Source organism: Brevibacterium sp. CCUG 69071 (assembly GCF_021023135.1).
Taxonomy (GTDB): domain Bacteria; phylum Actinomycetota; class Actinomycetes; order Actinomycetales; family Brevibacteriaceae; genus Brevibacterium.
This window is the reverse complement of the sequence record NZ_PGFV01000001.1, coordinates 1,069,769-1,092,417: the sequence shown is the minus strand read 5'-3', so window position 1 is coordinate 1,092,417 and position 22,649 is coordinate 1,069,769. Positions and strand designations below refer to the sequence as shown.

20 protein-coding genes are annotated in these 22,649 nt (G+C 66.0%); 13 read left to right on the top strand and 7 right to left on the bottom strand.

The genetic code is table 11. The features are described 5' to 3' along the window. Positions 1-109: 109 nt before the first annotated feature. Genes gcvH through CV023_RS04965 form a run of 4 tightly spaced genes read left to right on the top strand, consistent with a single transcriptional unit; the run spans position 110 to position 3,475 of the window. Positions 110-514 carry a glycine cleavage system protein GcvH gene (gene gcvH / locus CV023_RS04980; RefSeq protein WP_230744321.1) on the top strand — a complete coding sequence of 135 codons (405 nt, stop codon included), beginning with the start codon at positions 110-112 and terminating at the stop codon, positions 512-514. Beyond that, positions 514-1,554, top strand: coding sequence for an FHA domain-containing protein (locus CV023_RS19095; RefSeq protein WP_442859920.1), 1,041 nt, complete (start codon positions 514-516; stop codon positions 1,552-1,554). Before gcvH ends, CV023_RS19095 begins: the two co-directional genes overlap by 1 nt. Before the next feature lie 10 nt (positions 1,555-1,564). After that, a complete protein-coding gene (locus CV023_RS04970) occupies positions 1,565-2,050 on the top strand; it encodes a bifunctional nuclease family protein (protein ID WP_230744320.1) in 486 nt (161 codons plus the stop codon). Between the two features lie 30 nt (positions 2,051-2,080). Then, positions 2,081-3,475: a class II 3-deoxy-7-phosphoheptulonate synthase gene (locus tag CV023_RS04965; protein WP_230744319.1), complete on the top strand. Its 1,395-nt coding sequence runs from the start codon at positions 2,081-2,083 to the stop codon at positions 3,473-3,475. Between the two features lie 87 nt (positions 3,476-3,562). Here the strand turns inward: CV023_RS04965 and CV023_RS04960 are convergent, their stop codons facing one another. Further along, on the bottom strand, positions 3,563-5,647 hold the full coding sequence (locus CV023_RS04960) for a protein kinase domain-containing protein (protein ID WP_230744318.1): 2,085 nt from the start codon (positions 5,645-5,647) through the stop codon (positions 3,563-3,565). Next, positions 5,644-6,831: a lytic transglycosylase gene (locus CV023_RS04955; RefSeq protein WP_230744317.1), complete on the bottom strand. Its 1,188-nt coding sequence runs from the start codon at positions 6,829-6,831 to the stop codon at positions 5,644-5,646. Before CV023_RS04955 ends, CV023_RS04960 begins: the two co-directional genes overlap by 4 nt. A gap of 128 nt (positions 6,832-6,959) precedes the next feature. Here CV023_RS04955 and CV023_RS04950 point away from each other — a divergent pair, with 128 nt between their 5' ends. Continuing rightward, entirely contained in the window at positions 6,960-7,313 is a 354-nt protein-coding gene (locus tag CV023_RS04950) for an Rv2175c family DNA-binding protein (protein WP_230744316.1), read from the top strand. Positions 7,314-7,386: 73 nt separating this feature from the next. On the opposite strand, the gene CV023_RS04945 is transcribed toward CV023_RS04950, so the two are convergent. Further along, on the bottom strand, positions 7,387-8,589 hold the full coding sequence (locus CV023_RS04945; protein WP_230744315.1) for a polyprenyl synthetase family protein: 1,203 nt from the start codon (positions 8,587-8,589) through the stop codon (positions 7,387-7,389). Next, the gene (locus CV023_RS04940; RefSeq protein ID WP_230744314.1) at positions 8,586-9,125 is read right to left on the bottom strand and encodes a hypothetical protein; all 540 of its coding nucleotides are present in this window, start codon (positions 9,123-9,125) and stop codon (positions 8,586-8,588) included. The genes CV023_RS04945 and CV023_RS04940 overlap by 4 nt, the downstream gene beginning before the upstream one ends. 98 nt (positions 9,126-9,223) lie before the next feature. Between CV023_RS04940 and dinB the strand changes: the two genes are divergently transcribed. The 3 genes from dinB (at position 9,224) to CV023_RS04925 (ending at position 11,690) form a co-directional block, all read left to right on the top strand. Next, positions 9,224-10,468, top strand: coding sequence for a DNA polymerase IV (gene dinB / locus CV023_RS04935; RefSeq protein WP_230744313.1), 1,245 nt, complete (start codon positions 9,224-9,226; stop codon positions 10,466-10,468). Between the two features lie 123 nt (positions 10,469-10,591). After that, on the top strand, positions 10,592-11,008 hold the full coding sequence (locus CV023_RS04930; protein ID WP_230744312.1) for a DUF3040 domain-containing protein: 417 nt from the start codon (positions 10,592-10,594) through the stop codon (positions 11,006-11,008). A 73-nt stretch (positions 11,009-11,081) separates the two neighbouring features. Beyond that, positions 11,082-11,690: a YdcF family protein gene (locus CV023_RS04925; protein WP_230744311.1), complete on the top strand. Its 609-nt coding sequence runs from the start codon at positions 11,082-11,084 to the stop codon at positions 11,688-11,690. Between the two features lie 159 nt (positions 11,691-11,849). Here the strand turns inward: CV023_RS04925 and CV023_RS04920 are convergent, their stop codons facing one another. The 3 genes from CV023_RS04920 to CV023_RS04910 are packed head-to-tail and all read right to left on the bottom strand — an operon-like array spanning position 11,850 to position 16,562. Next, positions 11,850-14,456 (bottom strand): transglutaminase family protein, encoded by a 2,607-nt coding sequence (locus CV023_RS04920; RefSeq protein WP_230744310.1) that lies wholly within the window; start codon positions 14,454-14,456, stop codon positions 11,850-11,852. After that, on the bottom strand, positions 14,417-15,568 hold the full coding sequence (locus CV023_RS04915) for a DUF58 domain-containing protein (RefSeq protein ID WP_230744309.1): 1,152 nt from the start codon (positions 15,566-15,568) through the stop codon (positions 14,417-14,419). Before CV023_RS04915 ends, CV023_RS04920 begins: the two co-directional genes overlap by 40 nt. Positions 15,569-15,572: 4 nt before the next feature. Beyond that, positions 15,573-16,562 carry an AAA family ATPase gene (locus tag CV023_RS04910; protein ID WP_230744308.1) on the bottom strand — a complete coding sequence of 330 codons (990 nt, stop codon included), beginning with the start codon at positions 16,560-16,562 and terminating at the stop codon, positions 15,573-15,575. Between the two features lie 506 nt (positions 16,563-17,068). On the opposite strand from CV023_RS04910, the gene mraZ reads away from it, so the two are divergent. From mraZ to CV023_RS04885, 5 genes are all read left to right on the top strand, one after another. Continuing rightward, complete coding sequence (mraZ, locus tag CV023_RS04905) at positions 17,069-17,500, top strand: division/cell wall cluster transcriptional repressor MraZ (protein ID WP_230744307.1); 432 nt, start codon at positions 17,069-17,071, stop codon at positions 17,498-17,500. A gap of 165 nt (positions 17,501-17,665) precedes the next feature. Then, positions 17,666-18,628, top strand: coding sequence for a 16S rRNA (cytosine(1402)-N(4))-methyltransferase RsmH (gene rsmH, locus CV023_RS04900; RefSeq protein WP_230744306.1), 963 nt, complete (start codon positions 17,666-17,668; stop codon positions 18,626-18,628). Next, positions 18,625-19,194: a hypothetical protein gene (locus CV023_RS04895; protein WP_230744305.1), complete on the top strand. Its 570-nt coding sequence runs from the start codon at positions 18,625-18,627 to the stop codon at positions 19,192-19,194. Before rsmH ends, CV023_RS04895 begins: the two co-directional genes overlap by 4 nt. A gap of 74 nt (positions 19,195-19,268) precedes the next feature. Further along, entirely contained in the window at positions 19,269-21,050 is a 1,782-nt protein-coding gene (locus tag CV023_RS04890; RefSeq protein WP_230744304.1) for a peptidoglycan D,D-transpeptidase FtsI family protein, read from the top strand. After that, positions 21,050-22,648 carry a UDP-N-acetylmuramoyl-L-alanyl-D-glutamate--2,6-diaminopimelate ligase gene (locus CV023_RS04885; protein ID WP_230744303.1) on the top strand — a complete coding sequence of 533 codons (1,599 nt, stop codon included), beginning with the start codon at positions 21,050-21,052 and terminating at the stop codon, positions 22,646-22,648. The genes CV023_RS04890 and CV023_RS04885 overlap by 1 nt, the downstream gene beginning before the upstream one ends. Position 22,649 lies beyond the last annotated feature (1 nt).

The window sequence follows — 22,649 nt, the reverse complement described above, 5'->3', positions numbered from 1 at the left end:
TCTGGTTCTCGGTCGGAATCGGGAGTCGGTAACATTTCTGTTTCGTGATTGTTATGAAAGTGCCCGAGGCGGCTATGCTTGGAACACCGACAAGCTAAGAGGAGTCGACATGCCAGAACTGGATTACCCAGTGTCTTTGCGGTATTCGCGCGACCACGAGTGGGTTGCGACCACGGAGAACAACGCGGTTGTCCGTGTGGGTATCACCGATTTCGCCCAGGAACAGCTGGGTGACGTCGTCTATGTCGATCTGCCTGCCGTCGGAGACTCGATCACTGCTGGTGAGTCCTGTGGCGAAGTCGAAAGCACGAAGAGCGTGTCCGACCTCATCGCACCGGTGTCCGGTTCGATCACCGAGATCAACGAGTCCCTCGATGACTCTCCGGAAACCGTGAACTCCTCCCCGTTCGAAGACGGATGGATGTACCTCGTCGAGCTCAGTGAGCCCGCACAGGTGGAATCGCTGTTGGACAGCGAGCAGTACAAAGAGCTCATTCAGAGCGAGGAGGCGTAATGTCGCAGAACAACGATCAAGGTCGTCCGAATCCCTCGCAGACCTGGTACGACAACGGTCAAGTGCCGCAGTCGAAGAAGTTCCCGTTCGGTGCGAACGCGGGCGATGAGAACGCCGAATCCGCGACACGGACGAATCCTCAGGTCGATCAGAACGGTCAGACACCTCAGGGCAACACTCCTCCTTACGGACAGCAGCCGGCCAACGGCGCTCCGCAGGCGCCGCAGTACGGCAACGGCCAGCAGTACGGCGGCACGCCGCAGGGTGGCCAGCAGTACGGCGGAACCCCTCAAGCCAGCCAGAACTACGGCGGAACGCCTCAGGGTGGGCAGCAGTACGGCGGCACTCCTCAGGGCGGCCAGAACTACGGCGGCCAGCAGTACGGCAACCAGGATCAGGGCGGCCAGAGCTACGGGGGAACCCAGCAGGCCCAATTCCAGCCCCCGCAGCAGAACCAAAATGACAATCGGCTCCAGCCGCAGAACGGCGGGCAGGATCCGCAGGGAAACTATCCGCAGGGCGATCAGTCTCAAGGCGGAGGCTACGGCCAGCCGGGACCGTACGGCGGCGACAACGGACAGCAGCACTACCAGCAGGGTCAGGGACCGAACGACGTGAATCAGCAGCAGGGTCAAGGGGAACCGCTCTCCAGTGACTCCGGAAGCCAGCAGTTCCAGGGCATCTTGGACCCGCACACCGGTGAGATCCATCCGGTGCCCGATCTCGAGGGACTGCAGGATGCCGATGCGCTCCTCGTCGTCGTCTCGGGGCCCGATTCGGGTTCGCAGATCCTCCTCGACACCGATGTGGTCACCGTGGGACGCAGCCCGAACGCGGACATCTTCCTCGACGACGTCACCGTTTCGCGCAAGCATGCCGAATTCATTCGCACGCCCAGCGGTTTCACCCTGCGCGACACCGGATCGCTCAACGGCACCTATGTGGGTCGCCAGCTGATCGATTCGATCGAGCTGCAGAACGGCGCCGACGTGCAGATCGGCAAGTTCCGGATGATCTTCCAGCAGCGTCCGCGCTCCTGACCGGGGGATAATGTCAAACGTTGAAGTCGAGGTTGTCGGCGTCCGCATCGAAATGCCCGCCAACCAGCCGATCCTTTTGCTCAAAGCCACGGAACCTGCCTACTATCTGCCGATCTGGGTGGGGGCGATCGAGGCGAACGCGCTGTCGATCGCTCAGCGCGGACTGACTCCGCCGCGGCCGATGGCCCACGCGCTCCTCATCGACACCCTCGCCGCCTATGAGGCCGAGCTGTCCGATGTCACCATCACCGGCAAGGACGGGCAGATCTTCCTCGCCGAGTTGCACACGAGCGACGGCAAGGCGATCTCCGCCAGGCCCTCGGACGCCGTGACCTTGGCGCTGACCGCCCACTGCCCCGTCTACGTCGACTCCGAACTGCTCGAGGAATCCGGCATCGAAGCCCCGGAGGCCGACGAGGACGAAGTCGCCCAGTTCAGGGACTTCCTCGACAATGTCTCCGCCGAAGACTTCGAAACCGGTCCCGAAACGTCCTAGCCATCGAAGAACCGTCATGAAAGAACCGTTGTGAGCCTTCATACCGATCCTGTATTCGCCAATCGGAACATCGCCTCAGCCGATGCCGACGACCTCGGAGGCCTCGACACCTGGCGGGAGATGGATCCGAAGCAGCAGCCGACCTATCTCGACGGACAGGCGCTGGAAGAGGCACTGGGCAATCTGCGCAGCTCGCCTCCGCTGATCTTCGCCGGTGAGGCCGATGTGCTCAAGCAGCGCATCGCAGCCGCCTCCCGTGGCGAGGCATTCGTCCTCGCCGGTGGCGACTGCGCCGAATCCTTCGCCGGTGCCCAAGCCGATAAGATCCGTGCGCGAATCCAGACCGTGCTGCAGATGGCGGCCGTGCTGACCTACGGCGGTTCGATGCCTGTGGTCAAGATCGGCCGGATGGCCGGTCAGTTCGCCAAGCCGCGCTCGGCAGACATGGAGACGCGAGACGGGGTGACGCTTCCCTCGTTCCGCGGCGACATCGTCAACGGATACGAGTTCACCGAGGAGTCCCGCCGGCACGACCCGGCGAGGCTCCTGCAGGCGTACCACGTCTCTGCCTCGACCCTCAATCTCATCCGCGCCTTCACCCAAGGCGGATTCGCCGATCTGCGCTTCGTCCACGAATGGAACCGCGGCTTCCTGGCCTCGAATCCCGGATACCAGCGCTACGAGCAGACGGCCGCCGAGATCGATCGTGCGATCCGCTTCATGGACGCCTGTGGGGCCGACTTCGATGCGCTCAAAACCACCGAGTTCTACGCCGCCCACGAGGCGCTTCTGCTTGAATACGAACGTGCGCTGACGAGAATCGACTCCCGCACTGGCCAGGCCTATGATGTCTCGGGTCACTTCCTGTGGATCGGTGAACGCACCCGTGAGATCGACGGTGCCCACGTCGACTTCCTGTCGAAGGTCCGCAACCCCATCGGCGTCAAGCTCGGCCCGACCGCAACCGCCGAGGACGCTCTTGCCCTCGCGGACAAGCTCGACCCCGAGGCCGAGCCCGGACGCCTGACCTTCGTCACTCGGATGGGCGCCGGCAAGATCGGCGAGTCCCTGCCGAAGCTGCTGGCCGGCATCGGCGATCGTCTGCCGCACGTGACGTGGGTCTGCGATCCGATGCACGGCAACACCATCACCTCGAACACGGGGTACAAGACCCGCAGGTTCGAAGACGTCATGGCCGAGGTCGAAGGTTTCTTCACCGCTCACCAGGACGCGGGGACCATTCCCGGCGGCCTGCATATCGAGCTCACCGGCGATGACGTCACCGAGATCATGGGCGGAGCCACGGAGATCGACGACGAAGGTCTGCGTCGTCGCTACGAGACTCTCGTCGATCCGCGACTCAACCACGATCAGTCCCTGGAGATGGCCTTCCAGGTCGCGGAGTACCTCACCCGCCGAGGCTGATTCCTCACCCCCTGCACGAGAATGCCGGTGGCCCTGCAGATCTGCAGGGCCACCGGCATTGTCAATGCTGAAGGGACGGCTCGGCGACTAGTCCTTCTTGTCCTTGTCGTCCTCGTCCTTCTTCTCATCCTTCTTGTCGTCCTTGGACTCCTCTTTCTTCTCCTTGCCCTTGGAGACGCGGACGATGATGAGGGAGTCGACCGGCTTCGATTCGGTGCTCTTCGGGAATTGCGAGACCACCTTGCCCTTGGGCACGTCATCGGAGAAGACCTCGTCCTTGCCGACCCGGAAGCCGCGCTTGGCCAGGGTCGCATAGGCGGCGTCGAAGGTGAGGCCTTCGACGTCGGGCACGGGCGTCGGGGCGACGCCCTTGGAGACCACGAGATCGATCTTCGTGTCCTTGGACAGCTCCTCGCCGGCCTTCTTCGACGCCGAGATGACGACGTCGTTCTTGACCGAGTCGCTGTATTCCTCGTCGACCTTGCCCACCGAGAGCTCGGCGTCCTTCAGCGCCTTCTCCGCTTCGTCGGAGGTCTTGCCCTCGAGATCGGGCACCGCGAACATCTCCTCGCCCTTAGACACGACGACGGTGACCGTCGAATCGGGGGCGAGTTCGGCGCCGCTCACGGGTTCGGTGCCGATCACCTGTCCGGCCGGGATGGTGTCGTCGAAGACTTCCTTCGGCTCCGCCTGCAGGTCGGAGTCCTCGAGCTGCGAGGTCACCTCTTCAAGCTGCTTGCCGGCCAACTGAGCAGGCACGATGGACGTCGGTGCCGGTTGGTTCGCGATGACGAGCCACGCGACGAGCGCGAGCACGGCGGCGACGGCGACGATGGTCGTCAGCAGGCGGCGCCGACGTCTGCGATGAGGCACTGCCCCCGCCGAGGTGGTCCCTACGGCGGCCGCCCCGGTTCCGGCTGCTCCGTCTCCGGCAGCGCCGGCAGCGACGGCGGTCCCATCATCGGCCTCGCCGGCCGAGTTGTCATCGGGCTGGTCAGCATCATCCTCGGAAGCCGCATCATTCTCGGAGGCCGCATCGTCCTCGGAGGCAGAGGCGGAGCTGGGTGCTGTCGTGACACCGCCGATGCCGGCAGCGGCAGCCCCGGCACCGGCGATGCCGGCTCCAGCGGCTCCGGCTCCGGAACTCGTCGCGTCCTCATCGTCTTCGGCGGCGGGAACCGCGTCGTCGACTTCGTCGGTCTCGAGGTAGGGGATCTCGTCGGTGCGGGACTTCTTCTCCTTGGGTACCTCTTCCCCGAGATCGATGCTCGCGGTCAGGGCGGGGGAGTGCTCGCCGGGCTCGACATCGGGATCGCCGAGGTCGAGTTCGGCTTCGTTCATCTCAGCGCGCGCCTCGGCGAGGGCATTGCGGAACTGTGCGGCGTCATCGGGCCGATCTTCGGGATCCTTCGACGTCGCCCACAGCACGAGCGCGTCGAGACGCGGACTCAGCCTCGGCACCTTCTCCGAGGGCGGGGGAACGGTGTCGTGGACGTGACGGTAGGCGACCTGGATCGGCACATCATCGGTGTAGGGCTGCGTGCCGGTGAGCATCTCGTAGAACATGATGCCGACCGTGTAGAGATCGGTGCGGGCATCCGCCCCGGCCCGAGTCACGAGCTCCGGCGCGACATAGCCGACGGTGCCGATGAGCGTCTTCGTCGTGGTCGCGGTGGTGACGGCTCGAGCAAGACCGAAATCGGCGAGTTTGACCTGGCCGTCGGTGCCCAGCAGCACATTGTCGGGCTTGAGGTCGCGGTGGATGATGCCGGTCGAATGGACAGCTTCAAGGGCGGCGAGGATCGCGTCGAGGACGACGATGGCCTGCCTGGGTGTGAAGGTGCCGCGGTGCTTGAGTTCGCGGCGCAGGGTCACCGAGGGCAAGTGCTCCATGACGAGGTAGACGATGTCCCCATCCCGGGCCTGGTCGTGGATGGCCACGAGGTTGGGGTGGGTGAGTCGCCCGGCGTTGATGGCCTCACGGCGGAAGCGTTCGACGAAGGTGTCATCGGAGATCAGGTGTTCGTGCATCACCTTGATCGCGATCTCACGGTCGAGGCGGAGATCCGTGCCGCGATAGACCATCGCCATCCCGCCGCGGGCGATCTTGGCGTCGATGCGATAGCGGTCGTTGAGGACGGTGCCGATCAGCGGATCCTGTCGGGTGCTCACAGGGCCTCCCGCATCCGGTTGCGCTGCAGCTGCACGGCTCGGACGAAGGCCTTCGTCTCCGGCAGGAGACCGTCGCTGCGCACCGAGCGCAGATCCTGGTAGTAGCCGGCCAGTGCCTCGTCCTCGGACTCGGCCGTCTCGATGAGCCAGCCGAGGATGACGGTGCCGGCGACGATGTTGTCCGCGATGTCGAGGAGATCGAGGCCACGGCCGACGATGTCGCTGGCCCAACGGCCCGACCGCGGAGTCACCTGCATGATGCCGATCGCGTTGCCGGCGGAGACGGTGGTGTGCTGAAAGCCGGACTCCTGGGCGGCGACCGCCTGCATGAGCGCGGGGTCGGCACCGAGCTCTTCGGCGATCCGGGCCACGAGCAGTTTGGCCTGTGCAGGTGCGGGATGGCGCCGGTGCAGGAGGGTGAATTTGTTCAGTCGGGCGGCGTGGAGGACCGCGGGATGGATGCCCTCGACCTGTGTACTGGTGGCGACGCGGGGAATGTCCGTGGGCACCTCGGGGGCGCTGCGTCTGGGGCGAGCGGCCGAGGTCCGCAGCAGCAGAAGCTCACCGACCGTGATGTAGGAGTCATCGCCCATCGCATTGGCCCGGCGCAGCGTCGCGGGTGCGACGCCGTGTCGCGCCGCGATCCCCGCCAGGGTCTCACCCGGGGCGACGATGTGCGAAGGATCCACGTCGGGCAGGTCGTTCTTCTCCGGCAGGGACAGCACCTGACCCTGGTGCAGATTTTGCCGTGGAGAGATCCGGTTGAGCTCGGCCAAAGCAGGCACGGAGACTCCGTGTTTGCTGGCGACGCCGTAGAGAGTGTCGCCCTGCTTCGCCTTGTAGGTACGGCCGCCGTGGGTGACGGGAACGGTCACGCCGGTGGTTCCGGAGGTCCACTGCGGGCCGGACCCGGCGGAAGTGACGGGGCCAGAGTCGGCAGGGCCGGACTCGGCAGTTGCGGAGTCGGCAGTTGCGGAGTCGGCAGGTTCTGAGTCGGCGTGTGCAGAGTCGGTTGAGGGCGCATCGTCGTGGGGCTGGTCTGCGTCCGCCGCAGGTTCCGTGGGGTCAGTGGATTCGATGTTCTCGGTGCCGGGGATCGGGCCCGTCGAATTCACCTTTGAGGCAGCACGGATGTCAGGGGCGGCGGTAACGGGCGTCTGAGGAGTCCGTCGCGTGCGTGTCATCTGTCACCTGTTGGCTTCATGTCGAATGGGGAAGGTTCATCATCCAGACTATCGAGTGACCGGCCTCCACCCGAGCATTCGGTTCCGCATGGCGAGGTGTTTCGCCGAATATTGCTAGGCTGGTGGGCGTGAATACGGAAGAACTCGTCCAGGACTGGGCCACGCTGCCCGATATTGCGGAGATGACCGGACTCGGCATCTCACAGGTGCGACGTCTGCTCGAAGACGGCGCGATCTGCGGCTACAAACACGGTAAGCCCAAGGTCATGCAGGTGCCGCTCGCCTTCTTCCGCGAAGACGGGTCCGTCGTCACCCCGGTCAAGGGCACGCTGAGTACGCTGCGCGATGCCGGGTTCGGCGACGAGGAAGCCATCGAATGGCTGTTCACCCCCGATGACTCCCTGCCCGGGCGCCCCATCGATCTGCTCCGTGCGGGCAATCGCAAGGAAGTCAGGCGCCGGGCACAGGCCCTGGCCTTCTGAGAAGACCTGCGATCGCGCTGAGAAGAACTGCGATCGCGGCCCGAACGTCACCGTTCGGCCCTCGCATCGCCGTTTAACTCGTGCGGTAGGCCAGCGCGTCCGCGAACTCCGCGAGACGTCGATGGGCACCATCGCCGAGGCGGGTGCGCGGTTCCGATTGCGGCCCGGAGTTCTGGTCGGCGACCGGTTCGGCGGCGCGGGCCCATTCGTCGAGGACCGCCAGGGCCTCCGCACGTTTGTCCTCGATGAATGCCTCCACGGCGGCGAGCCCGCCGGTGGCGGTGATCATCTCGACGCATTCGTCCACCTCGGCGTCGGTCAGGGACGGAACTCCCAGCCGATCTGCGAGGATCTCGGACTGTGCGGATGAGAGCCTGCGCACCGTCTCCGCGATGAGTACGGTCCGCTTGCCCTCACGGATGTCATCGCCCGAAGGCTTGCCGGTCGCCGCGGGATCCCCGACGATGCCGAGGACATCGTCACGCAGCTGGAAGGCCTGGCCCAGAGGCAGACCGAACCGGGAGATCTCGCTCAGCTGCTCGGCATCCGCTCCGCCCATCGCGGCGCCGAGGAGGAGCGGCTGCTCGACCGAATACTTCGCCGACTTGAAGCTGAGCACCTCCCACGCCCGCTCGCCGATGCGCTCATCGCTGAGCGGAATCACCTCGGCGAGCACATCGAGGTACTGACCGACCATGACGTCGCGGCGCAGCGTGGCCCGCAGTTCGCGAGCCTGCGCGGTGATGCCGAGGCTGTCCTGGGAACGTTCGAACATCTCCTCGCTCAGGGCCAGGCAGATGTCGCCGATGACGATGGCCGAGGCCACGCCGAAGGAATCGCCCTCGCCTTTGTAGCCCTTGGCCGCATGCCGGGATTCGAACTTCCGGTGCAGGGCGGGTTCTCCGCGCCTGGTGTCCGAATGGTCGATGACGTCGTCGTGGATGAGTGCGGCGGCGTGGAGGAGTTCGAGCGAGCCCGCAGCCTGGGCGAGTCCGGAGCTCAACCGCTCCCGGTCGAAGTCCTCACCGACGGCGAGTTGATAACCCCACCACAGCAGGACCGGGCGGATCCGCTTCCCGCCCCGTGTGTAGTCGAGCAGTGCTCGGCCGATCTCGCGTGCGTCGGGGGAGATGGCGGTGAACTCATCGGCCTTCTCCGCCAGGAACGCTTCGATCTCCGCGGTCACCTCGGCGACGATGGCTTTCGGATCGTCGAGGCCGGAGATCGTGCGCGGCGTCCGGGGGTCGAACGGGTCCGTGACGTCGGCTCGGGTCATTGAACGATGTTCCCGCCGACCGTGACGATCGAGTTGTCCTTGTTCTCGGGGTCCTCAGCGACGGTGACGACGAGGAGTCCGTCGTTCTTCTTGTGCTTGAAGTTCATCACCCGGCCGCTGTCCGTCTTGACCTCGTCGCCGTAAGCTTCGAAGTCGGCCTTGCCCAGTTCCTTCTCGTAGAACTTGAAGATGTCCTTGGCGTCGGCCTCGGCCCTGACCACGAGGCTGACCTGCTCGGGCTTCTTCGTGTCCTTGTCGGTCTCCGCCGGAGCCACCGAACTCGAGAGCACGGTCGAATCCGGGTAGGGCTTGACGTAGTCGGGCAGATCCTCGATGTCCGTCGACGCTGCTGCGTCACCCTCGGCGTCCTCCGTGCCCGCGGACTCGGACTCCTCGGGTGCGGAAGCGGTGTCCGTGGACTGGGACGCCTCGGCAGACGGGGTCTGTTCCGCAGCGTCGTCGCCCGTGCCCGAGCAGCCTGTGAGCACGAGGGTCAGAGCGATCGGCAATGTCATGACAGTGGTGCGCGATACCATGTCTCTAGGGTACCCGGACTTCACCGATGGAACCGACGGAACCCCCGCAGCCAGGGGACCGGCGGCGAGCGGAGGCAGGCGATGGACAAGGGCGGACGATGAGTCGGAAGCAGCTGGCACGGTCCGGTGGCGATCTGAGCCGACTGGGCTCGGACGACACCGGTGCGACCATGCTTCATCTCGACATGGACTCCTTCTTCGTCTCCGTCGAACTGCTCAGCCGACCGGAGCTGCTCGGTCGTCCCGTCATCGTCGGCGGCCGCAGCGGCCGCGGTGTCGTCGTCTCGGCCAGCTACGAGGCCCGCGAGTACGGAGTGCATGCGGCGATGCCGATGTCCCGGGCCATCACGCTGTGCCCCTTCGCCGAGGTGATCCCACCGTCCCACGGTCTGTATTCGGACTACTCCCGCCAAGTCTTCGACCTCGTCGCCACCGTCACCCCCGACTACCTGCAGGTGAGTGTGGACGAGGCCTACATCGATGTCGCCGGTGCCGTGCGCAGACTCGGCTCTCCGATCCGGATCACCTCCGAGCTGCGGGCCCGCATCCGGGAGCGGACGGGACTGAGCGCCTCCGTCGGCATCGCCGGCAGCCGCGTGGTGGCGAAGCTCGCGTCGACGCGGGCCAAACCCAATGGTCAGCTCCTCGTCCCATTGGCGAAGACCCAGGAGTTCCTCGACCCGATGCCCATCGAAGCGCTGCCCGGGGTGGGGGAGAAGACCCGTGAGTCGTTCTCGAAGTACGGCATCCGTCTGATCGGCGATCTCGCCGCCGTCGACGAGGCCTGGGCCGGGCGAGTGTTCGGCGCCCATGGGCACCACCTGTGGCGCAGCGCCCACGGACTGGACTCGCATGGGATGGACCGTCAGGCCAGGGATCATTCGATCAGCAACGAGCACACCTTCGGCGAGGACGTGTGGGAGCTCGACGCTTTGGAGCACGAGCTGCTGCGTCTGGCGGACAAGGTCGCTCATCGGGTGCGGGCCGAAGGGAAGGTGGCGACCACCCTGGGGATGAAGTACCGTCTCGCGGACTTCACCACGCTGTCGCGCTCGATCACCCTCGAGGCGCCCACCGATCTCGCACGGGAGATGTACGAGGCACTGCGGCCGTCCCTGCGCAAGCTGCGTGAACAGAGGCCGCAGGGCGTCCGGCTGCTCGGTGTGCGGGCAGCAGGCCTGATGGACTACGCCGTCAGTGGGCGGCAGGCCAGACTCGATGAGCCGGAGCATTCGGGTCGGGAGGCCGAGGTCGCCCTCGACGATGTCAGGCGCAGGTTCGGCACCTCCGCGATTTCGCAGGCCTCGCTGTTGCGCAGGCAGTCGGATCCGAAAGGCGAGTGAGTTCTGCCATAGTCTGAAGACGCAGTGGGAATCCGGCCAGTACTCTCGTTCCCAAGATGTTTTTTCGGTGTTCAGAGACTATGATTGTCTCATCAGTCCGTAGTAGGGAAACGGGGGTTCGAGATGCCACTCTCCGATCACGAACAGCAGCTACTCGATCAGTTGGAGAAGCAGCTGCGCAGTGAAGACCCACGTTTCGCGCGCAATATTTCGGAAACTCAGGCCGCGGCCACGGGTCCCGGCTTCTCCGCCAAGCGCTTCGTGCTTGGAATCCTCATCGCACTCGCCGGACTCGCCGCGACGATCCTCGCGATCTCTCTGGTCAGCAGCTCCACGTGGTGGATCGCCCTCGGCGTCGTCGGCTTCGGCCTCATGGTCGCCGGAATGTACTGGGCGTTCAGCCGTCCCGGACAGGTCGGCGGCACCGCAGCGAAGACCACTCCGACCTCGAAGAGCCCGAACCCCGAAGCGAAGGGCGGCTCGGGCGGCTTCATGAGCCGGATCGAAGACCGGTGGGAAAAGCGCCAGCGCGGCGAATGACCATCACCTCATCGACAGGAGCGCCCTCCACTCGTGGGCGCTCTTCTCATATCCCGAGGGATACGATGCCCGCATGCGCACAGCCTCCTGTCTCACCCTGAGCCTCGCCGGTGCGTTGGCTGCGCTCCTCGCCTTCGGAGAGCTCACTCATTGGCGCGCAAGCCGAGGATGGCTCGGCGGCGATCACAACCGTGGCGGTCGCGAAATCGTGGTGGTGCTGGGATATCGCAATCCCGGTGAGCGCGCGAACTTCCTCAACCGCTACCGCGTTCGGGCTGGGATCCGGTCGATCGATCCTCTGGCGCGGGAGTCGACCCTTCTGCTCTGCGGTGCGGCGGTGGCCGGGCCCGTCTCGGAGGCGGAGCTGATGTCCGACTATGCCCGCGAAGAGCTCGGATTCACCGGTTGCATCGTGCTGGAGACCGCGAGCACCAGCACGCAGGAAAATGTCGAGAATGCGATCGTGAGCCTCGATGGCGCCGATACGATCAAGATCGTGTCGAATTCGATCCATGCCGAGAAGGCCCGATTCCTCCTCTGGGAGAGCAGACCTGATCTGGCCCGGCGCCTGGTCAGGGGAGAGGACCACCGTTTCGGAGAGATCACTGTCGTCAAACCGGTCGCCGCACTGCTCGGGCTGCCGGACCTGCGCAGAACGATCGACGGGTCTCGCCGCGCCTGATCGACGAAACCACCTTGATGCAAGGCCGATCAGCGTCTGTCGCTGCCTGCGAACATGAGCGATGCCCACACCGATTTCGGTGTGGGCATCGCTCACCGGTCCGTAGCTGCTGCGCCGCCTCAGCGCGGACGACGCTGGCTCAGCGTGGTCGGCGCCGCCTCAGCGCGGTGGGTTGAAGATGCTCGCCGGCCAGAGCTTGGCCGAGATCTTCGTCCCCGGCCTCGCCCGGTCGGCCAGATCCGAACTCACCTCGTCGACCAGGGCACTCACCTCGGAGGAGTCGATGCTCTGACTCGTCGAACCGTACCTCTGCGCCTCGAGGGCGGCGATGAATGCGGCCAGCGCCGTATCATCGTGGGCACGAGCGCTCGTGCCCGCCGGTGCGGGTCTGCGCAGAGCATTGAATCGCTCGTCGCCGCGCCTCTCCCGGTCCGAGCCCTCAGAGGCCGTGCCGTCGGAGCTTGTGCCGCCGGCAACGTCCGCGGAAGCCTCACCACCACCGTCGCTGCCGTTCCCGGCACCGGTGGCCACCGCGGCCGCGCTCTTCGGTGCTGCCGTCCCGGAGTTCGACCCGGCAGCCGAACCGGAGTCCGGTCGGGATGCCGAGCCGCTCGAGCGTCGGGAACTCGGGGACGAGAACGACGAATCCTCTGTGCCGGCCCTCGGAGCGACACCGGCAAGGACCAGCTCGTTGTAGCGCAGCGTCCCGCTCGGGTCGATGCTCTGACCGTAGTCGGTGGCCAGTGCCCTGACCTCCGTCCACACCGCCTCGAGATTCTGCGGATCCTTCGTCCTGCGCGAACGCAGGATCATCCGCCAGATCGCGGGGACCAGTGCGAGCAGCACGAGCACGAGAACGATGACACCGGCCCAGGCAAAGGTGCTGAAGTTCGAACCCGCGGGCTCGGCGGCCTCGGTCGACTCCTCTTTGCTCGGAGCCTCCGATTCGGCTGCCTCGGTCTCTTCGGCACCGTCCGTGGCCTCCTCGCTCGGATCCGAGGTCTCCTCCTCATCGGCGGAGTCATCCTGTTCCGAACCGCTGGCGACGGTCCACTTCGGCGGATCGCCGGCCGGACCGCCGGGAGTCGGTTCGAACCGGACCCAACCGACGCCCTCGAAGTAGAGCTCCGGCCAGGCATGCGAATCCTGCATGCTCACGTCATATCCGCCGTCGGACTCCTCGCCGCTGGCGTAGCCGACTCCGATGCGGGCGGGAATGCCCATGGTCCGCGCCATGATCGTCATCGCCGACGAGAACTGGACGCAGTAGCCCTTCTTGTCCGCGAGGAAGTCGGAGATCGCGTCCCCGCTGGCCTTCTCCGGGGCATCGAGTGAGTACTCGAACTCGCCGCTGCGGAAGTAGGCCTGCAGCAGCACCGCGGCCTCCCACTGGTTGTTCGCATCCGCGGTCACCCGCTCGGCGGTCTCGTGGACCGTATCCGGCAGGCTCTCGGGCACCTCAAGTTCGGTTTCGAAGTCTCCGGTGCTGACCGGGCTCGCGGTCTTGAGATCGTCGACGTCGGGGTCGGCCGACAGATACTGCATCGAATACTGCTGACCGCCGGACTTCTCTCCGTTGCCGACGATGGTCAGCGACTTCTCGTCATAAATCCAACGACGATCGAGACCGTCCGGCTGCTGGGGCGCATAGGGGGTGGGCAGGTACTGCTGATCGAAGTCGTCACCGACAGTGACGTCGATGGTCTCTTCCTTGAAGTTCCGATCCCGCGGCAGCCCCTCGGGCCACGGCATCCCCTCCGAAGCGATCGCGAAGGGATCGAGGGAGAACGGACTCGGCGCCCAGGCCTGCCCGTCGAAGGAATCGATCGACGTCAGCCGGATCGGCTCCGCATCGGGATCGGTGGTCTGGTAGCTGAAGAGCACGGCATCGTCCCGATCGCCCAGATCCTTGCGCAGATCGAGGAACGGATTCGTCACGGTCAGGTCGCCCTTATCGCTCGCCGCACGGTCAGGCAGAGTCGGCACGGGCGGCAGCAGCACGGGAATGCCGATGCCGATCCCCACGGCCAGGGCACCGGCCACAAGGGCGGTGAGCCCACCGCGCCATCTCGTCGACGGCAGGTAGCGGCTGAGCATGAGCAGGAGGAAGGCCGCGAGAATCGCGACCACATGCCACCACCGGACCTGAGCGGGGGCGAAGAAGACGGGGATCATCCATAGCACCAGCAGCAGCACACCGCTGACCTTCGGGGCCTTGAGGTCGGAGACGAGACCGTCGATGAGGATCGTGATCAGGGTGAACGCGATCGTCAGCATTGCGGTGAAACCTGGGGTGCTCGCCGCCGGGGGAGTCGTGGCGTAGAGATCGCTGACGCCGGAGGAGAGCAGGTCGATGACCGTGGTGAAGGAGCTGCCGCTGGGAATGATCCCGAGCAGCAGCGTGTCCGGGGCGCAGAGCACGAAGACCGCGAACACACCGACGACGCACTGGGCGATGACGGCGGTGCCGCTGGCACGCAGCACGGGCACGCTGCGGAAGATCAGCCCGACGATGACGATGAGGGCGATCGAGACGAGGACGGGCGGCAGCCAGGCGAAGTCGGAGAACACCGCCGAGAGCGCAACAGCGGCCAGGACCATCGCCACGAAGACGGTGAGCGCCTCGGGCCACCCGGAACCCTGGTTCACAGCAGCTGCAGGTGGACGGACGTCGGCAGGCGCGGAGCCGCCGGCCGAGGTCTCGGGATCGAATCGGGTCGGAGTGCTCATCGGGTCACCCGTCTCTTCGATTCGAAGCTCGTCCACGACTCCGGCAGATCCTCGCTCAGCCCCATCATGGTCAGATCGCTGATCTCGTCGAGGGTGCGGATCGTCACCGGCACCCGGCGGGAGAAGTTCGCGGCGAGTTCCTCGCCGCGCGCCTGCTCGGCGGCGCAGATGACGATGTGATTGGGATTGTCATGGGCAGGCAGCTCGACCGGGCCGGGTTCGATGAGCGCGGAGAGCAGTCGCAGTCGTTCGATGTCGCGGTGTCCTTTGAATCGGATCTGGTGACCGGGGGCGACGACGAAGAGTTCGTAGTCGGCGCGGAGGAAGGCCGAGCCCGCCGCAGCGGCAGCGGCGAGCAGGAACTCGACCTCGAGCTCGTCGGGGTGACCGTCGCGACCGGCGAGGTCGATGACGATGAGCGCGTGCAGCGTCTCCTCATCGGCCTCGTGGCGGACCATCAGGTCCCCGGACTTCGCCGTCGTCGGCCAGTGCACGTGCCGCAGATCATCGCCGGGCACGTATTCGCGGGTGTGGAAGTCTCGAGTGGTGTGCCCTCGACGGACCTTGCCCTCATCGAGGCGGGCGGGACGGATCGCCGAGTCCGTCGGGATCCTGGCGCCGAGGATCGGCACCGAGACTGCAATCGGGAAGGACCCGTGTGCCTTCTTCTTCATCGTCACCAGACCGAAGGGACCGGCCAAGGTGATGAGCACGGATTCGAGGCCGCTGATGCCGCGGCGGTTCGGCGTGAACGAGGTCCGCACCGCCTGTCCGCTGCCGTGTGCCAGGGGCGGGACCTCGCCGACGGTGGAGTCGCCGAAGCCCTCGGCGGTCACGAAGTCGATCGTCGAGGCCGGGATCGCCAACTGGCCGACATTGACCACGGTGGCTTCGAGCTCGACCTCCTTGCCCTCCGGAGCCAGCGGATAGCGCTGTGCCGACGGTGCCAAGGCCGCCGAGGGCAGGTTCGTGCGCAGGGTGATCGAGACCCGCCGAGTGCCCCAGACGATGAGCAGCGCCGAGAGCAGCACGAGCGCCAGGAGCAGAAGTCCGGCCGGAAGGAGCCCCGGCAGCGCGAAGCGATACGCCGTGACGATGAGGGCCGCCCCGGCGAGGACGAAGATGATTCCCGATGTGCTCAGACGCATGCGGTCACTGGTTCGTCGACACCGGCAAGCGGGAGATCACGCGTCCGATCAGGTCGGCCGCGAGGTCGGAGTCATCGCCGTCGCGGGGGATGATCCGGTGCGCGAGGATGTACGGGGCGAGTGCCTGGACATCATCGGGGGTGACGAAGGTCCGTCCCGACAGGGCCGCCCTCGCCTTCGCAGCGCGCAGCAGGTGCACGCCGCCGCGTGGGGAGGAGCCGAGCAGGATCGACTGATCGCTGCGGCTGGCCTGCAGGATGGCGACGATGTATTCGCGCAGCTGCCGACTCGCAGAGACATGGCGGACGATGCCGCGGGCCTGAGTGATCTGCTCGAGGTTGGTCACGGGTGTGGCGCTGGTGAGCGGGTCGTGCTCGATCTGATTGTCGAGCAGGTCCACCTCGTCGGCGGTGTTGGGGTACCCGAGCGAGATGCGGGTCATGAAGCGGTCGCGCTGCGCTTCCGGCAGGGCATAGGTGCCCTCCATGTCGATCGGGTTCTGGGTGGCCACGACGATGAAGGGCGCAGGCATCTGATAGGTCTGGCCGTCGATCGTGGCCTGGCCCTCGGCCATGCACTCGAGCATCGCCGACTGGGTCTTCGGTGAGGCGCGGTTGATCTCATCGGCGATGACGATGTTGGCGAACACCGGTCCCTGGCGGAACTCGAAGTGCCGGGTCTCCTGATTGAACAGGTTGACGCCGACGACGTCGGTCGGCAGCAGGTCGGGGGTGAACTGGATGCGACGGACCGATCCGTCGACGACCTTGCCCATGGCGCGGGCCAGCAGGGTCTTGCCGACTCCGGGGACATCCTCGAGGAGGACGTGCCCGCCGGCGAGCAGGGCGATCAGTGACAGGCCCACAGCCTCGTCCTTGCCCTCGAGGACCGCGTTCATCGCCGTGCGTGCCCGAGAGGTCAGGTGCTGGACCCATTCGATGTGCTCGGCACCGATCGCGGAATTGGTCTGAGTTCCTTCTTGGCTGATCGACATAGGGCCATTGTCCCTTATCCCGCGTTGCCGGGCCACACGAGTTTCTCTCAGCATCGCGCGACGTCAGAGGACTCACACTTCGTGCCTCCACAGGCCTCCCCGAAAGGACTGACGCCGGCCCCACCACTTTCCTCCCCACCGCACTCCCCACTTCGCTCCCCACCCCATTCCCCACTTTCCTCCACGCGGACCCTCCACTTCCCTCCCCGGGGCGGGCCGCCTCGGCGCTCCATTTCGCTGACTGCCCCGAGATCTCGGGGATCGGCACCGAAATCCCACCCCCGCCGAGGTGGTCGGAAGTCCCGGCGGATCCGTCGATCACCCCGGCCGAGGCTCGCCCGCGGCACACCAGCAGGGAAAAAATCTCCACTTTCCTCCACTGGTCTGACCTGGGAAAACACTGCCTCTGGAGAGTCGATGGGGGAGAAGTGCTGGAATAGGTGGAGGGAAGTGGAGTACTGTGGTTGCTATCGGAGCCGATTGGGTTTCGAAAGGGGTGAGACGACATGTTCTTGGGCACTCATATGCAGAAGCTCGACGACAAAGGTCGCCTCATCCTGCCCGCAAAGTTCCGCGAGGAGCTTTCGCCCGGTCTCGTATTGACCCGTGGACAGGAGAACTGCCTCACCCTGTTCCCCACCACGGAGTTCGAAGCCGAGCATGAGCGAATCCAGAACGCGCCGAAGACGAACAAGGAAGCCCGCGATTACCAGCGTGTGTTCCTGTCGGCGGCATTTGCGGATCAACCGGACAAACAGGGACGCATCACGGTCCCGAACATATTGCGGCAGTACGCATCACTTGATCGGGAAGTCGCAGTGATCGGCATGGGCAACCGCGTCGAGATCTGGGATTCACCGACCTGGGAGAACTACCTGGTCGGAGCGCAGCAGGCATTCGCCGAGCGCGAAGAGGAGGTGATCCCCGGAGTGATCTGATCCTGCTCGGGTTTGATCCTTGCCCGCCGTGCTCGAGTTTCGGGGAACTTCCCCGTTTCCGAAGCTCGGAAGTCCTGACACACTTCCCCGGTGCCAGGGCCGCGGCGGACAAGGTTCTGGCTCCAGCAGCTCATCCCACGACCACGACCCACGAAGGACCCCTCCATGAACGCTCAGCACACCCCGGTGCTCCTCGAGCGCGTGGTCGAGCTCATCGGACACGGGGTCGATGCCGCCAGGCAGCACGGTAACACTCCGGTCGTCGTCGACGGAACCCTGGGTATGGGCGGGCACTCCGAGGCCATCCTCACCGCCTTCCCCGACGTCCACCTGATCGGCATCGACCGGGACACTCAGGCCATCGACATCGCCACGAAGCGCCTCTCGCCCTTCAGTGATCGCACCGACATCGTCCACGCCGTCGACGACGAACTGCCGCAGGTGCTCGCCGACCTCGGGGTCGAGGCGATCAGCGCAATCCTGCTCGATCTCGGCGTCTCCTCCCTCCAGCTCGACGAAGACGAGCGCGGATTCTCCTATTCCCGGCCCGCGCCGCTGGACATGCGGATGGACCGGACACAGCAGCTCACTGCCGCCGAGGTGCTCGCCACCTACTCCGAAGCCGAGCTGCGGCGGATCCTCCGCGACTACGGCGAGGAGAAGATGGCCGGTCGGATCGCGAAGATCATCGTCACCGACCGCGCCCACACGCCATGGGAGACCTCCCAGCAGCTCGCGGCGATGCTCTCCCGGGTGATCCCCGAGACGAAGAAGAAGTCCCACCCGGCCAAACGCACCTTCCAGGCGCTGCGGATCGAAGTCAACGACGAGCTCGGGGTGCTGCGCACGGCACTGCCGGCCGCGCTCGAGGCCCTGCACATCGGGGGAGTTGCGGTCATCGAGTCCTATCAGTCACTCGAGGACACGATCGTGAAGAAGATCTTCCGCACCGCCGCGACGACCCAGGCCCCACCGGACATGCCCGTAGTCCCCGAAGAGCTCCAGCCCTGGCTGAAGGAGATCATCCGCGGGGCCGAACAGGCCGATGAAGAAGAAGCAGAGACGAATCCGCGTGCCAAGAGCGTGCGGCTGCGTGCAGTCGAGAAGATCAGGGAGGCACAACAGTGAAGACCGCCCACGCGACCATCGGTCGCCCCCACGTGACCGAACGCAGCCGAGCCCTCGAGGAGACCGCCGGCGGGCCGCAGCCCGCACCGAAGCTCCGGCTGCTCAAGTTCGAACTGCCCAAGGCCCGGGTGCCGTTCTCACTGCTGTGCGTGACGATCCTCATCGCCACTCTCCTCGCGGTGCTGCTGCTCAACATCTTCATCTCCCACACCTCCTATCAGATCGACCAGCTCAACTCCGAGAAGGATCAGCTGGCCGAGCAGAAGGATCGTCTCGTCGAGGACAACTCCTACCGCGAGTCGCCGCAGAACATCTCGATCGCCGCCGAGGAGCTCGGCCTCGTCCGCGACTCCTCGCCGGAGTTCCTCGACGCCAAGACCGGAAAGATCATCGACGCCCCGCCGATCGACGTCAGCGGAAAGAAAAAGCCGACAGTTGTCCCGGGTCCGCGTGCCGATACCCGCGAAGACCTGCGACCCAATCTACGATCGGATGAGAAGCTTCCCGTCGTCGGCGGCAGCCCCAGCCAGGACGTCGCCGCGCCGAGCCAGGAAGCTCCGAAGTAGGACGCACCGCATCGGGCCGATCCCGACCAGCCGCGGAACCATTCGCCCACTAAGCAAGGACCAAGGACAGTGCAATGGGCCCACGTAGATCTCGGGTGAAGAAGACCGGCAAACGCACAGGCCCCAATCTGCGTCTGCGGATGGGACTCATCGCGGCCGTCTCGATCCTCGCCCTCCTCATCACCTCGGTCCGCCTGGTCTCGATCCAGGGCATGGACTCGATGAAGCTCGCTGAGAAGGCCCTGGACAACCGGCTGGTCACTCGAACCCTGCCCGCCGATCGCGGTCAGATTCTGGCCTCCGACGGCACGGTGCTCGCCGACAGCGTCTCCCGCTACCAGCTCGTCGTCGACCAGGAGAACGTCGCCCAGTACAAGGTCGACGGCAAACTCGTCGGCGCCTGGGGCGCAGCCGAAGCTCTGGCCGGTCCGCTCGACACCGATCCCGGACTGCTCTACCCGAAGCTCGTCGGCGACAAGCGCTGGAACCCCGTGGCCAAGGGGCTGACCTCCGAGACCTGGCGGGCAGTGAAGAAGCTCGAGATCCTCGGCGTCTCCGCCGAGGAATACGCCGTGCGCTCCTATCCCTCCGGGGGAGTGGCCGGCAACCTCGTCGGCTTCCTCAGCTCCGACGGCCACGCCCAAGCCGGCCTCGAACAGGCCTACGACGAACAGCTCTCTGGCCGCGACGGCAGACAGCAGTACGAGAAGGGTGCACGCGGAGAGATCATCCCGCTCGGGGACAACAACATCCAGGACGCCGTCGACGGTGAAGGACTGCAGACGACGATCGACCCGGACATCCAGTACTACGCCCAGCAGGCCATCGAGGAGCAGCGGCAGAAGCACAAGGCCGAATCCGGATCGATCGTCGTCAAGGAGATCAAGACCGGCCGGATCCTCGCCGCCGCCGATGCCCCGACGGTCGATCCGAACTCCCCGGGCAAGGTCGACGCCGACGATCGCGGCTCGCGGATCTTCACCGACGTCTTCGAGCCCGGATCGACGGCGAAGATGGTCACCGCCGCCGCCCTGCTCGACCAGGGACTGGTCGACCCCGAAGACGAGTTCACGGTGCCCTACAAATGGAAGGCACCCAATGACGAGGAGTTCCGCGACTCCCACGAACACCCCGACGAGAAGCTGACCTTCGCGGGCATCCTCGCCGAATCCTCGAACACGGGCACGATCCTGGCCGGGGAGAAGCTGACCGAGGAGCAGCGCTACGAGTACATGAAGAAGTTCGGCTTCGGCTCCACCTCGGGCATCGGCTTCCCCGCCGAGACCGGAGGCATCCTCCACCCCTACACGGACTGGGACGGCCGCACGAAGTACACGGTCATGTTCGGTCAGGGCGTGGCCGCGAACGCCCTGCAGACCACCGATGTCATCGCCACCATCGCCAACGGCGGAGTGCACGTGCCCTCGACGCTCGTCGACGGCATGATCGGACCCTCGGGCAAGCCGATCTCCGAACCCGCTGGCAAGCCCGAACGGGTGATCAGCGAGAAGGCGGCCGATCAGACCCTGAGCATCCTCGAAGGCGTGGTCGCCGAAGGCACCGGCAAGTCCGCGCAGGTCTCGGGCTACCGCGTCGCAGGCAAGACCGGAACCGCGCAGGCACCGGCAGCCGAAGGCGGAGGCTACGACGGCTACACGGCCTCCTTCGTCGGCGTCCTGCCCGCCGAAGACCCGCAGGTCGCGATCTCCGTGACGTTGCAGAGGCCCCGAGACGGCTACTACGGTGGAAGCGCCGCCGCCCCCGTCTTCTCCGACGTCGCCGGCTTCACCATGCGGCACCTCAAGATCCCCCCGTCGACGACGGAACCACAGCTCCCTGCCCGAGAATGGAAATGATGCGCCTCTCACAGCTGCTGCCGATCGCCCCCGGCACCATCCACGGAGACCCGGAACGCGAGGTCACCGGGGTCTCCCACGACTCGCGCACCGTGGTGCCCGGAATGCTCTATGCGGCACTGCCCGGCGCCAACGTCCACGGAGCGAAGTTCGCCCCCGAACTCATCGCCGACGGTGTGGCTGCGATCCTCACCGATGCGAGCGGGTGGGACCGGATCACCGCCGCCGTCGATGACGCGGCACTGTCACAGGTGAGCGCCCTGATCGTGGAGCATCCCCGCTCCATCCTCGGCTACGTCTCCGCCGCCGTCTACGGCACCACCGGGCAGCCGGAACTCCTCGGCGTCACCGGGACGAACGGGAAGACGACGACGACCTACCTCATCGACGGAATGCTCGAGGCCCTCGGCCGCCGCACCGGCGTCATCGGCACCGTCGCCACCCTCATCGCCGGCGACACCGTGCCGAGCGTGCGCACCACCCCCGAGGCTCCCGAACTCCACGCTCTGTTCGGGAAGATGCGTGAGGCACAGGTCGAGACCTGCGCCATGGAGGTCTCCTCGCACGCGCTCAGTCAGCATCGCGTCGACGGTGCCCACTTCCGCGTCGCCGGCTTCACCAATCTGTCCCAGGATCACCTCGACTTCCACAACACGATGGAGGAGTACTTCGCGGCGAAGGCCATGCTCTTCACCCGTCGCTTCGCCGACCAGGCGGTCATCGTCGTCGAAGACGAATGGGGAGAGAAGATGGTCGCAGCCGCCCACGTGCCCGTGCGCACCCTTGGCCGAGACGAGCGCAGCGAATGGCTGATCGACCACACCCCCGGAGAATCCGAGTTCACGCTCCACCTCGGCGCGGGAGGCGACTCCTCGGCCGCGGACACGGACCGGACCGGCGCTGCCACGTCGATCCGGCTGCGGTCCCCGCTGCCGGGTGACTTCAACGTCACGAACACCGCCCTCGCCGCGGCCATGCTCGTCGAATCCGGGGTCAGCCCCGAGGATCTGGGGCGGATCGGGACGAGCTTCACCGCCTCGGTGCCGGGAAGGATGGAGATCATCGACGTCTCCGGCCCCCGCGCCCACGGCCAGTCCCACCCCGAGAAGCTGCCCCGCGCGATCGTCGACTACTCGCACACGCCCGATGCGATCGCCAAGGCCCTGCAGTCGCTGCACGCCGACAGCGAGGACCTCGTCATCGTCTTCGGCGCCGGCGGCGACCGCGACCGCGGCAAACGACCCGGCATGGGTCGGGCCGCAGCGGCGGCCGCTGACGTGATCATCCTCACCGACGACAATCCTCGCACCGAGGACCCGGAGGAGATCCGGGCGGCGATCCGCGCGGGAATCGAGGCGGAGATCGCCGCGGGCACGGCACGTGTGAAGAAGATCATCGAGGTCGCCGATCGGGGCGAAGCCATCGACACGGCGATCGCCTCCGCAGACCCCGAAACCACCGTGCTGATCGCGGGAAAGGGCCACGAGACCGGCCAGACCGTGGGCACCGTGGTGACCGACTTCGACGACCGGTCGAGGACACGCGAGGCGCTGTCCATGCGACTGGGCGGCTCCCAACCAGGTAAAGTTCACAGTTGAT